At 62.1% G+C, this 11,717-nt stretch carries 15 protein-coding genes and 1 tRNA gene; 10 read left to right on the top strand and 6 right to left on the bottom strand.

The window, feature by feature from the left end; genetic code table 11:
* Positions 1-87 precede the first annotated feature (87 nt).
* Positions 88-840 (top strand): 3-oxoacyl-ACP reductase family protein, encoded by a 753-nt coding sequence (locus AC6I6U_RS13045; protein WP_497882337.1) that lies wholly within the window; start codon positions 88-90, stop codon positions 838-840.
* 105 nt (positions 841-945) lie between these two features.
* On the opposite strand, the gene AC6I6U_RS13040 is transcribed toward AC6I6U_RS13045, so the two are convergent.
* Positions 946-1,836, bottom strand: a complete 891-nt coding sequence (locus tag AC6I6U_RS13040) for a LysR family transcriptional regulator (RefSeq protein ID WP_497882336.1) — start codon at positions 1,834-1,836, stop codon at positions 946-948.
* A 105-nt stretch (positions 1,837-1,941) separates the two neighbouring features.
* Between AC6I6U_RS13040 and AC6I6U_RS13035 the strand changes: the two genes are divergently transcribed.
* Entirely contained in the window at positions 1,942-3,135 is a 1,194-nt protein-coding gene (locus AC6I6U_RS13035; protein WP_497882335.1) for an MFS transporter, read from the top strand.
* A 15-nt stretch (positions 3,136-3,150) separates the two neighbouring features.
* Here AC6I6U_RS13035 and AC6I6U_RS13030 read toward each other — a convergent pair whose 3' ends face one another.
* Entirely contained in the window at positions 3,151-3,855 is a 705-nt protein-coding gene (locus AC6I6U_RS13030; protein WP_497882334.1) for an HAD-IA family hydrolase, read from the bottom strand.
* Positions 3,856-4,102: 247 nt separating this feature from the next.
* Between AC6I6U_RS13030 and AC6I6U_RS13025 the strand changes: the two genes are divergently transcribed.
* From AC6I6U_RS13025 to AC6I6U_RS13015, 3 genes are all read left to right on the top strand, one after another.
* Entirely contained in the window at positions 4,103-4,402 is a 300-nt protein-coding gene (locus AC6I6U_RS13025) for a DUF6388 family protein (RefSeq protein WP_497882333.1), read from the top strand.
* 93 nt (positions 4,403-4,495) lie between these two features.
* A complete protein-coding gene (locus tag AC6I6U_RS13020; protein ID WP_497882332.1) occupies positions 4,496-4,837 on the top strand; it encodes a hypothetical protein in 342 nt (113 codons plus the stop codon).
* 68 nt (positions 4,838-4,905) lie between these two features.
* A complete protein-coding gene (locus AC6I6U_RS13015; protein WP_497882331.1) occupies positions 4,906-5,286 on the top strand; it encodes a termination factor Rho in 381 nt (126 codons plus the stop codon).
* Positions 5,287-5,312: 26 nt separating this feature from the next.
* On the opposite strand, the gene AC6I6U_RS13010 is transcribed toward AC6I6U_RS13015, so the two are convergent.
* Positions 5,313-5,573, bottom strand: a complete 261-nt coding sequence (locus AC6I6U_RS13010; RefSeq protein ID WP_497883024.1) for a DUF1652 domain-containing protein — start codon at positions 5,571-5,573, stop codon at positions 5,313-5,315.
* Positions 5,574-5,747: 174 nt separating this feature from the next.
* Between AC6I6U_RS13010 and AC6I6U_RS13005 the strand changes: the two genes are divergently transcribed.
* Positions 5,748-6,008 (top strand): hypothetical protein, encoded by a 261-nt coding sequence (locus AC6I6U_RS13005; RefSeq protein WP_497882330.1) that lies wholly within the window; start codon positions 5,748-5,750, stop codon positions 6,006-6,008.
* Here AC6I6U_RS13005 and AC6I6U_RS13000 read toward each other — a convergent pair whose 3' ends face one another.
* Positions 6,009-6,527 carry a DUF4142 domain-containing protein gene (locus tag AC6I6U_RS13000; protein ID WP_497882329.1) on the bottom strand — a complete coding sequence of 173 codons (519 nt, stop codon included), beginning with the start codon at positions 6,525-6,527 and terminating at the stop codon, positions 6,009-6,011.
* A 375-nt stretch (positions 6,528-6,902) separates the two neighbouring features.
* Between AC6I6U_RS13000 and AC6I6U_RS12995 the strand changes: the two genes are divergently transcribed.
* On the top strand, positions 6,903-7,397 hold the full coding sequence (locus AC6I6U_RS12995) for a DUF1543 domain-containing protein (protein ID WP_497882328.1): 495 nt from the start codon (positions 6,903-6,905) through the stop codon (positions 7,395-7,397).
* A 7-nt stretch (positions 7,398-7,404) separates the two neighbouring features.
* Here the strand turns inward: AC6I6U_RS12995 and AC6I6U_RS12990 are convergent, their stop codons facing one another.
* A complete protein-coding gene (locus tag AC6I6U_RS12990; protein WP_497882327.1) occupies positions 7,405-8,322 on the bottom strand; it encodes a LysR substrate-binding domain-containing protein in 918 nt (305 codons plus the stop codon).
* A 120-nt stretch (positions 8,323-8,442) separates the two neighbouring features.
* Between AC6I6U_RS12990 and AC6I6U_RS12985 the strand changes: the two genes are divergently transcribed.
* A complete protein-coding gene (locus tag AC6I6U_RS12985; protein ID WP_497882326.1) occupies positions 8,443-9,078 on the top strand; it encodes a LysE family translocator in 636 nt (211 codons plus the stop codon).
* Between the two features lie 96 nt (positions 9,079-9,174).
* Positions 9,175-10,143, top strand: coding sequence for an alpha/beta fold hydrolase (locus tag AC6I6U_RS12980; RefSeq protein WP_497882325.1), 969 nt, complete (start codon positions 9,175-9,177; stop codon positions 10,141-10,143).
* 326 nt (positions 10,144-10,469) lie between these two features.
* On the opposite strand, the gene AC6I6U_RS12975 is transcribed toward AC6I6U_RS12980, so the two are convergent.
* Positions 10,470-10,559: transfer RNA gene (locus AC6I6U_RS12975), tRNA-Ser, on the bottom strand.
* 318 nt (positions 10,560-10,877) lie between these two features.
* Between AC6I6U_RS12975 and AC6I6U_RS12970 the strand changes: the two genes are divergently transcribed.
* The gene (locus tag AC6I6U_RS12970; RefSeq protein WP_497882324.1) at positions 10,878-11,567 is read left to right on the top strand and encodes a crotonase/enoyl-CoA hydratase family protein; all 690 of its coding nucleotides are present in this window, start codon (positions 10,878-10,880) and stop codon (positions 11,565-11,567) included.
* Positions 11,568-11,717 lie beyond the last annotated feature (150 nt).

Raw genomic sequence — 11,717 nt, 5'->3', positions numbered from 1 at the left:
TCTACCGGGTCATCAATCCAAGGTCAATACTTGCTCCCAACGACAAGGCCTTCCCAACCTTCCCTTTCCGGCCTTGAACTTTGGAGCATGAAAATGAGCGAACATGATCTGAGCGGTAAAGTGGCCCTGGTCCAGGGTGGTTCCCGTGGTATCGGCGCGGCCATCGTCAAGCGCCTGGCAGCCCAGGGCGCCGCAGTGGCCTTCACCTACGTCAGTTCGGCAGCCAAGGCCGAGGAGCTGCGTGACAACATCATCGCCGCCGGCGGCAAGGCCCTGGCGATCCAGGCCGACAGCGCCGATGCCACGGCGGTGCGCCAGGCGGTCAAGCACACGGCCGAGACCTTCGGCCGGCTGGATATCCTGGTCAACAATGCCGGCGTACTGGCCCTGGGGCCGGTGGAAGAGTTCAGCCTGGAAGACTTCGACCGGACCCTGGCAATCAACGTGCGCAGTGTCTTCGTTGCCACCCAGGAAGCCGCCCGATACATGGGAGACGGCGGCCGGGTCATCAGCATCGGCAGCACCAATGCCGAACGCATGCCGTTTGCTGGCGGTGCCGCGTATGCGATGAGCAAGTCGGCGCTGGTCGGCCTGACCAAGGGCCTGGCCCGCGACCTCGGCCCCCGCGGCATCACCGTGAACAACGTGCAGCCAGGACCGGTGGACACCGACATGAACCCGGCCGACAGCGACTTCGCCGACAGCCTGCTGGGGCTGATGGCCAGCGGACGTTATGGCAAGGTCGAGGAAATCGCCAGCTTCGTGGCCTACCTCGCGGGCCCGGAAGCCGGCTACATCACCGGGGCCAGCCTGACCATCGATGGTGGCTTCAGCGCTTGATCATCGCCGGGCCGCTGACCCGATAAATGGGGCCTGGCAGGTAGCGCTTCGTTGCCAGGCATTCCCTCTTCGCGGGCAAATCGGATCGCGAAGAGGGGAATCCGATCAGACCACTCCCTCACGACGGCCCAGTGCCTGCTCCAGCAACACCAGGAATGCCGCAGCCGCCGGCGTTGGCTGATGGGACCAGACCGCATACAGATGCCGCGAGGGCGCGTCGTACACCGGCACCGTCACCACGCCCCTGAAGCCCTCGGCAGTCTGGCTCGGTACCAGGCCCAAGGCCAGGCCGCGCCGCACGAACTCGCCGACCAGCATCACGTTACCCGCCTCGAACTGCACCCGGTGATGCAACCCGGCCGCCGCAAAGGCCTCGTCGGTCTGCCGGCGTCCCACGGTGCCCGCCTGGAAATCCACCAGCGGCTGGTTCTCCAGCTCCGCGAGGGGCAGCCGGTCGTAGCTGGCCAATGGATGATCGGGCGGTACCACGGCCACCAGCTCCTCCCTGGCCAGCAGGCGCACCGCCAACCCGTCGATCTTCTCCCCCGGCCAGAGCCCGACAAAGGCCAGGTCCAGCCGGCGTTCGCGAACATCCGCCATCAGCAACTCGCTCTTGCTCATGTTCAGCCGAATATCCACTTGTGGATAAAGCCCGTGGAAACGGGCCAGCAATTCCACCAGATCGACTTCGGTCAGCGACGATATCTGGCCGATGGACAAGCTGCCGCGCACCTCCCCGGACACCGCCGCCACCTCGGCGGCAATCCGCCGGGTGGCTTCCAGTGCCGGTCGGGCGCTGCGCACGAAGGCTTCGCCAGCGGCAGTCAGCCTGACCTTGCGCGAACTGCGCTCGAACAGTGGCGTGCCGAGGTGTTCCTCCAACCGGGCAATCTGGTGGCTTAGCGCCGACTGCACGATGTGGCAGCGTTCCGCGGCACGGGTAAAGCTGCCCTCGTCCGCCACCGCCAGGGCGTATTCGATCTGCTTCAGGTTCATTGCATGTATCTCGTTTCCAGATGGATAAAATGAAAACAATGCATTGGCGTCATGCTAAGACATTCCGAATACTTCGCACACCCAGATCCCATAACGAGACAGACAATGTCCGACACCCAGAACAAACCCTTGAGTTCTGCCCTGATCCTGCTGATGGCCACCGCCACCGGCCTGGCAGTGGCCAGCAACTATTACGCCCAGCCGCTGCTGCACACCATCGCCCAGCAATTGGGCCTGAGCATGGCCACCGCCGGGACCATCGTCATCACCGCCCAATTGAGCTATGGCGCCGGCCTGTTGCTGCTGGTGCCGCTGGGCGATCTGTTCGAGCAGCGCCGACTGATCGTCGTCATGACCCTGATCAGTGCCATCGGCCTGCTGATCAGCGCCTTCGCCCCCGGCCTGCCCTGGTTGCTGCTGGGCACGGCGCTGACCGGCCTGTTCTCGGTGGTGGCCCAGGTGCTGGTACCAATGGCCGCCAGCCTGACCGCCCCGGAACAACGCGGTCGGGTGGTCGGAACGCTGATGAGCGGTTTGCTGCTGGGCATCCTGCTGGCACGCACCGCAGCCGGGGCACTGTCGTCGTTCGGTGACTGGCGGGCGATCTATCTGCTGGCCGCCGGCTTGATGTTCGTCTGTGCCTTTGCCCTGTCCCGGGCCTTGCCGCATCACCGGCAAAACGCCGGACTGACCTACCCAGCGCTGATCGGCTCGGTGTTCCGGCTGTTCGTCGAGGAGCCGGTGCTACGCCTGCGGGCGGTCCTGGGCCTGCTGAGTTTCTGCCTGTTCGCCCTGTTCTGGACGCCGTTGGCGTTCCTGCTGGCCAATCCGCCCTATGGCTACTCCGATGGCGTGATCGGCCTGTTCGGCCTGGCCGGTGCCGTCGGCGCCATGGCCGCCAACCTTGGCGGGCGCATGGCTGACCGTGGCAAGGGCGAGTTCGCCACCACCATCGGGCTGCTGGCGCTGCTGCTGTCCTGGCTGCCGCTGGGCTTTGCCGGGCACTCGCTGGCGGCATTGCTGATCGGCGCGCTGGTACTCGACTTCGCCGTGCAACTGGTGCACGTGAGCAACCAGAATGCGGTCTTCAAGGTCCGCCCGGCCGCGCGCAACCGGCTGAATGCCGGCTATATCACCTGCTACTTCATCGGTGGCGCCCTGGGCTCACTGCTGGGGGCACAGTTGTGGGGGCCTTACGGCTGGAGCGGGATCGTCATCGCTGGCGGGTTGATTTCCGCGCTGGCGCTGGGGATCTGGACGCTGGTACAGCGGCGGATCGGGGCGACAGTGTCGGCCTGACCCGCCACTCCCCCGTCAGGCACGTGCCCAATCGATCGCCGGCAACCCCATCGGCTCCAGGGCAAAGTGCTTGAGCGAGGTCACCACCCGATCCGCATGGTGGTATTTCTCCACCGCCATCGCCGGATCGGGCACCGCCACCGCGTACATGCCGGCAGCCTTCGCCGCCGTCACGCCGAACGGCGAATCCTCGAACACCAGGCAATCCTTGGCCGCGACGCCAAGACGGCTGGCCGCCAGCAGGAAGATATCCGGTGCCGGCTTGGCCTGGCCCACCTGCGGGTCATCCGCCGTGACGATGGTGTCGAACAAGGCAAACCACTCCCGGTGCCGGGTGGTCTTGAGCTCGAACGATCCTCGCGATGAGCTGGTTCCCACCGCGATCGGGATGTTGTGCGCCGACAGGTGCCGCACCAGCGCTTCGGCCCCGGCCATCGAGCCTGCCGTGGGGAAGCGTTCGCGCATCAGAGGCTCGCGGACCGCGAGAAACTCCTCGGGGCTGATCGGCAGGTCCAGGGCTTGCACCACATAACGCGCCAGGTCACCCGCGCCGCGGCCAATGATGTGCTGCTTGTGGCTCCAGTCGAAACGGCGGCCGTAACGACCGACGATGATCTGCGTAACCTCCGAATAGATACCCTCGGTATCCAGCAGCAAACCGTCCATGTCGAAAATCACGGCCTTTATCGGGCCCGGGGAAGCATAATCAACAGCAGTCATCGCATCCAATCCGTATACAGGAAGTTGAACTCAGGGCGGCTCAGGTGCGGCCAGGGAAGTGCAAGCCTCGCAGAGCCGGGCAATTGTTTCCATCGTTGAATGACGTGGTGATGTCTGCACGCAGAAAAATTGCCATCGCTGCATGCCAACGCCGGAGACCAAATTTGAGCAGTCATTTTCCCCACGGCGCACTATCATGTCCGCAGTTTCCAGGCCCGTGGCCATCGCATCGCACAGAGACGCCAGCATGATCCCCAAAGAATCCCGCAGCGAGGTCGCCCTCGCCAAGTTCCTCGACGCCAACCCGCACCTGCGCGAAGAGACCCAGGGCCTGAGCCCGACCGAGCAGCAACAGCAATTCCAGTGGGCCTTCGACGACGAAGCCGAAAACCAGGGCATCGAACCCTGGGAACTGACGCTGCAACTGATCGCCGAGAGCCCGCAGGAACTGCAGGCCATGCGCCTGGAAGTGCACCGTGAAGTGGCGCAAGCGCTGGACATGGATTGGGACGAATACTGCTCGCTCAACGAAATTTCCGAAGACTGAGGCCCCACCCCGCCATTCGTCGATTCGACGGCACCAACACCCGGCAAGCAAGGCCCAAGATCAGGTAAGGACTCTCGAGCAAGGAGACTGACCATGATTTCCTCAAGGTTTGCGACGCTGGTGTTGACCGGCCTGCTGTCATCGGTATCCCTGGCGAGCTTCGCCGCAGAATCGACTACCGGACCGACCAACCCGGTAGAAGCCCCCAAGCCGCCGCAACTTCCCGGCGGCATCAATACCGACAATAACAGCGTGATCAAGAATGGTGCCCAGCCGCCCGGCACCGGCATCGACCCACGCAACCAGGGCAACGATACCGGTCGCCAGGGTGGCCTGAACACCGATGGCAATGGCCCCATCGGTGACGGCAACACCCCGGGCTCAGGCACCAAGGGCCTCGGGGAGGGTGGAGCGAGCGGCTCCGGTACCCCATAGATTCTCCGTCGGCGCCGCCGCGCTCCGGGGGCGCCCTTGCGACCATTACCGTCAAAAGGAGTCAGAAGATGCCACGAGCCAGCAAAGCCAAATACACCGCTGCGCAAAAGCGCCAGGCGGCTCGTATCGAATCCAGCTATGAAGAGAGGGGTCTGCCTCGGGCAGAGGCCGAAGCGCGTGCCTGGGCCACAGTCAACAAGCAGTCGGGCGGTGGTGAGCGCGCCGAAGGCTCCGGGCGCGAGAAGTCCGAGGCCGACAAGGCCAAGTCCCGCTCGGACTCATCGAAACGCGCGGCGGCCACCCGCCAGGGCCATTCGCGTGACAGCCAGGCCTCGCTGCAGACCCAGAGCAAGGCCAGCCTGTTGCAGGAAGCCCGCGCCCGGCACATCGTCGGGCGCCACAGGATGCGCAAGGAAGAACTGATCGAGGCCCTGCGCAAGGCGGCCTGATCACTGGAGGAGCCGGTGGCCGGTGTCTAGCCGGTCACCCGTGCCCCCTGCGCCGAAGAAGCCTGGTTGCTGTGCAGCTCCGCACGCAACTCGGCCACGAGGTTGGAAATTGCCCTGGAACTGGTAAGGGTATTGCTGGAGATCCCCGTCACCAGCAAGTCCACCCTGCCACTCGCCTCGTCGAACACCTTTACCGTCAGCGACGAATCAGGCCCCACCGTGCACTGGCAGCGCAGGGGCAGGAATCCGAGTTCGATGATATTGCGCAGTTCAAGAATGGAAATCACGTCGCACATCCTTTTGAAGTGATAAGGCAGACGGGCAATCATTGCCCCACCTGTGAGCCTAGCAGGCCCGCGCCAACAGATTTGGCGTAATATAAACTTACATTCTTGTAACACGGCGCAATGTGAGATTCTATCCTTTTTAGTGGGTACCCTACCGGACATGGAGCCTTTGGAATGGACACACTGAGCAAGTCGGAAATCGAGACCGAACTGGCCTCCCGTTTGCCCAGCTATGAGGTCGAATGCACGCTGCATTCTGATGGCACCCTGTCGGCCATCCTCAGTGGCCCGAATGCCGATCACTTCGCCGTGACCGGCATCGTCCGGGCCGACTACCGTGGACAGGAATCCCTGGCCCGACTGGCCAGGGAAATCCTCGAGGAAATGGTCATGTCGCGCCAAGGCAGCAAAACCAACCGGCTGCAGCGGCTGTGATCACTCGCCCTTGTGATGGCTCATCTCCAGCTTCCTGGCCATATCCAGGTGCATGCGCAGCTTGGGCAGGGTTTGCTCGGCGAATGCCTTCAACTCGGGTGACTGCGACTGACTGGCCTCGTCCTCGAACAGCTTGATCACCTCTTCATGGCTCTTGATCTGGTTGGCCACGTACGCCACGTCGAACGACTCCCCTTCCTGTACCTGCAGGATCAGCTTCCTGGCGCGGTCCATGATCTGCTCGTCCGAAGCCATCGGCAGTTGGTGCTTGCTGGCAATGGCCTTGAGATCGCGGTTGGCATCGGTGTGATCCTTGATCATCTCCACGGCATAGCTGTTGATGTCCGTGGATGTCGTCTTCTGGATGGCCAGGCGACTGGTTTCAATCTCGGCAATACCGGCGGCCGATGCACTGTCGATAAACTCGGCCGGGGTCTGCGCCATCACCTGGGTGGCCAGGCTCGCGCCCAGGATCAGGCTGAAAAACATCGGGCGTAGTCGTGGGGCCTTGCGGCTCATGGAGGTCCTCCTGCTGAAAAAGGGTACTGAAATGGGAATCCGCAGGAGGACAAAGGTTTAGAAAAACCTGCTGGCCGCGACGAACGGCAGGCGAAAAAAAGCCCGCGGGAGGGCGGGCAAGGGAAGCTTTTGAACGAGCGAGCACACTATATAAGCGGGGCGGAACCCTCACAGTGAAAGAATTTTCATCTTCGCCATGGCTTGCTGCAGATCATTGCAACAGGGAGATCGGCAAGACCGGATGATCGAGAAGACCCTGGGCATGCGTCGATGCCGACGCCTTGCACCAGGGCCGTCTCCCATCCGATCAACTGCGACATAATGAGCGGCATCGTTGATACGGCCTGCGCCGTTCACCTGGAAAAAGGAACAAAGATGTTGTGGGTGGTGATGCTCGGTGGAAAACATCCACGGGCCAAGATAGAAGTGCATGACGTGGCCTTCGTTCGCGCCGACAGTCTGGCGGCGAGCTATCCACAGTTGCGCCAGGACTGGTTCGGCAGCCAGGTGGGGCTGCACATCGATGCCTGGATGCGGGTCGATGGCGTTGAGCGCTGGAAAATCGGCTTCAGCGACCTGGCCCCCGCGCCGGGCTCGCCACGGTTGTTCTTCATCAACCTCGGCGGCTACGAGGCCGGCGTCTATGGCGAAGCCCACCGGTATCTGCTGGTGGTTGCCGAAAACAGGGAACAGGCCAAGGCCAAGGGCAAGCGGCAGATGCTAGCCCACTGGGAGAAAGCCCACACCGATGCCCTGCTCGACGTCGACGACTGCCTGCCGATCGACCAGGTCGGCGGACGTTATGTCGAACTGCTTGAAGCGCCTCACCAGGGCATCGTGCAGCGAAACGACTACATTATCGTGCCCTGATCCAGGCTCAGAGAAAGCGGATCTCCGGCAGATCCAGTTGTGGCAGTTCGCCATTGAGGAAATCGCGGAAGGCCAGGATCCGCTCCTTGCGCAGGCTGCCCTTGAGCCAGATCAGGTAATAGCTGTCCCCGGTGCTGACGGCGGTGTTGAACGGCAGGGCCAGCAATCCGTCACGCACATCCTCCAACACCAGCCCGAGGTCGGCGATCGACACACCATGGCCGCGCATCGCGGCTGAAATGCCCTGGTCCAGGGAACCGAATACCTTGCCGCGGTCGAGCCGGACCCGCTCGTCGAGGTCGAGGCGACGCAACCAGCGCCGCCAGTCCCGACGGTCAGAAGACGGGTGAATCAACTCGTGGTGGTCCAGGGTCTCCAGGCTCCACGCCTCGGAGCCCAGCGCGGCGCTGGAACAGATGGGAATCAGCCATTCGTCGAACAGCTTGCAGCATTCGGTGTGCGCCCCGAAATGCCCATCCCCTAGCAGGATCGCGCAGTCGTAGGGCTCGGCATAGAAATCCACGCTGTCGATGTCCATCCACACGCTGGAAAGCTGCACCGGCAGATCCGGATCGACCGCCTTGAGCTTCTCCAGCACCTGCAACAGCCAACGCATGGTCAGGCTCGACGGTGCCTTCAAGCGCAGGTGACCGGCATTGGCCCGAAATGGCAGGCAGGCATCCTCGATCAACTTGAAGCCGGCCTTGAGTTCCTGGGCCAGGCCCTGCCCGGCATCGGTCAGTTGCAATCTCGGGCCCTTTCTCTCGAACAGATGACAGCCGAGCAACTCTTCCAGGTTACGGATATGGCGACTGATCGCACTCTGGGTCAGCGACAGTTCCTCCGCAGCCCGGGTAAAGGAACAGGAACGCGCTGCAACTTCGAAGGCACGCAAGGCATAAAGCGGAGGAATACGTTCGGCCATGAACCAACCAACCATGATTAATAATCATAGTTGGTCACAGATTTATCCATTTTTCAAACCTCTCGCCGCGCCTCAGGCTTGGCGCCCACGAATCCCCCGGATACAGGCGACATCCCAGCCATGAATTTCTCGCTACTGCTGCTCTACGTGCTCAGCGTCTCGCTGCTGATCGTCACTCCCGGCCCGGTGGTCGCCCTGGCGATCAACACCAGCCTGAAGGCCGGCACCGGTCGCGCCATCCTCACCGTCCTTGGCACCAATGGCGCCTCGCTGGTGCTGGCGCTGCTGGCAGTACTGATCCTGGCCGGCAGCCTCTCGCTCAATGAACAAGTACTGAACCTGGTGAGCTTCATCGGCTGCCTGTTCATCGGCCATCTCGGTGTCCAGGGACTCAAGGATGCCCTGCGCACGCCAGCCGACGACAGCGTGCAACAGCCACTGCCCAGTTCCCGTGCCGGTTTCGTGAAAGGGTTCCTGGTGGGCATCTCCAACCCCAAGGACATCATCTTTTTCGTGTCCTTCTTCCCGCAGTTCATCCAGATCACGCCGTCGTTCAGTCATAGTGCCGTGCTGCTGACCGTACTCTGGGCGCTGGTCGACTTCACCGTCCTCGGCCTGTACATCTACCTGGCCAACCGGATGTTCTCCGCCCGACACAAGGCCAAGGTGACATTCGCCTCCAGCCTGATGCTGCTGTTGGTGGCGATCTTCGGTGCCGGCTTCGCGGCCCGCTCGATGCTGGTGGCACTGAATTGAAACGCGGATTTCAATCATCATTCGATCAATGAATGATGATTAGCGGCGGACCGGGTTTCTGCTAGGTTCGATGCATCTGGCCAGGGAGCTCATGGGATGCACGCATTCGAACAACACAGCTTGCCCGTCAACGGCATCACCTTGAGCGTACATGTGGCGGGACCGCAGGATGGCCGGCCCATCTGGCTGCTGCACGGTTTCCCGGAGTGCTGGCACTCCTGGCGCAAACAGGTATCGGCACTGGTGCAGGCCGGTTATCGGGTCTTCGTTCCGGAAATGCGCGGCTATGGCCGCAGCAGTGCTCCACAGGACAGCGCGGCCTACGAACTGCTGACCCTCTGCGGCGACATCCAGGCCGCCATGCAGGCTTTCGGTCACGAGCAGGTCGCCATGATCGGCCACGACTGGGGCGCCCCGGTCGCCTGGCACCTGGCACTGCTGGAACCGCAGCGGGTTCAGGCACTGGTGACCCTATCGGTGCCTTTCGCCGGCCGTTCCAAGCGCCCGGCTATCGAAAGCATGCGCGAATTCTTCGCCGGTCGCTTCAACTACATCCTCTACTTCCAGCAACCGGGGGTTGCCGAACAGGAGCTGGATGCCGACATCGACCGCACCCTGCGGGCCTTCATGGGCGACACCGAGGTGTTCCTGCAGAACAAGCCAGCCGACGCCAGGCTGTTTGATGGCGTCAACGTCCCAGCGACACTGCCGCATTGGTGCACCGAAGAAGACTTCGAGCCCTATCTCCAGGCCTTCGCCGGAAAAGGCTTCCACGGCGCCCTGAACTGGTACCGCAACTTCGAGCGCAACTGGCAGAACACCGAGTTTCTTGCCGGTGCCCAGGTGCGGCAACCGACACTGTTCCTGGTCGGCGACCGCGACCCGGTGGGCGCCCTGGAAGCGCATACCATCAAGCGCATGCCCAGCGTGGTGCCCCAACTTGAACAGCAGGTGCTGAAGGACTGCGGGCACTGGATACAGAACGAGAAGCCTGGGGAAGTGAATGCGGCGTTGCTCGATTTTCTTGGGCGGAATTATGCGCAGGGAAACTCAGGGAATTTCTGACGACACCGGACGCTGAGAACGAACCGCTCTCTGCGAGTGCCGCTTGAGCCCCGAGAGGGCAATAACCTCCCCGGTCTGCAGGACAAAACTGATCAACACACAGACAGCGGCAATGATCAGCGTAATGCCTTCACTGCCAATCTCGTGACCGAAGGCACTGACCATTCAGGCAATCGCCAGGACCTTGATGGCGACAAAAGCAACGCTGGCCCCAACAGCTCCAGCCAGCTACTCACCGGCACCGATTCAACTGGATATTTTTCGACCACAGAAACACAAAACCCCTGGCTCTCTTGAGAAAACCAGGGGTTTTACGCTATCTAATTTGGCGGTGAAGGAGAGATTCGAACTCTCGATACAGTTTCCTGTATACACACTTTCCAGGCGTGCTCCTTAAGCCACTCGGACACTTCACCGTATCTCGTCAAACCGATTCAGTCTGTCGAGGCGCGCTAATGTAGTCGAAGTCGTTTCCAATGGCAAAGGTTTTTTTCAGAATTTTCATGCGGTTAAGTGAAATAGCCGTTTTTCCGCACCGGGCGCGCCCACCGATCAGGGCAAACCCGCCAATCTCCGGCCTGCCTTGCCACCTCCGACCCAACTCGAGCAGACGCTTGGCAGCACCTTTGGCCCGATCCGGAGGCAAAAGCCTGACTCACCAGTCAGTCACGGCGCTTTACCTGTCCCCTGCGGCTGGGTAACGTCTGCTGCACTTCTTTATAAGGAATTGCGTCATGAGTGAATTGATCTCCTACCACCTCGAAGACGGTATCGCGACACTGACCTTGAGCAATGGCAAGGTCAACGCGATTTCCCCGGACGTGATTGCCGCTTTCAACATCGCCCTGGACCAGGCCACCGCCGACCGCGCCGTGGTGATCATCACCGGCCAGCCCGGCATTCTCTCCGGCGGCTATGATCTGAAAGTGATGACCGCCGGCCCCAAGGAGGCCGTCAGCCTGGTGACCGCCGGTTCCACCCTCGCCCGCCGCCTGCTGTCGCACCCGTTCCCGGTGATCGTCGCCTGCCCCGGCCATGCCGTCGCCAAGGGCGCCTTCCTGCTGTTGTCGGCCGACTACCGCATCGGCGTCGAGGGGCCGTTCAGCATCGGCCTGAACGAAGTGCAGATCGGCATGACCATGCACCACGCCGGCATCGAACTGGCCCGTGATCGGCTGCGGCGCTCGGCGTTCCATCGCTCGGTGATCAATGGCGAGATGTTCTCGCCCCATGACGCAGTGGACGCCGGCTTCCTCGACAAGCTGGTCGCTCCGGAAGCCCTGCGCGAGACCGCCCTGAATGCAGCCCAGCAGTTGAAGAAGATCAACATGAACGCACACAAGAAGACCAAGCTGAAAGTGCGCAAGGATCTGCTGGAGACCCTCGACAACGCGATCATTCTCGACCAGGAACACCTGAACTGATCCCGCCGTTGCACTGACCTCGAAGCCCGGCCCCACGCCGGGCTTTTTTCTGGCAACTCCCGGTGCGAAAGTCCTGTACTACCTCCGAGTGCTTAACCTGCGAGCACCCAGCCCCACCCCGCTCCTGGCGACAATTGCCGAAACCAGTGC

It is taken from the genome of Pseudomonas sp. UTLPPB19802 (assembly GCF_059730225.1).
The sequence above is the reverse complement of the archived record's forward strand: the minus strand, read 5'-3'. Positions and strand labels throughout refer to the sequence as shown.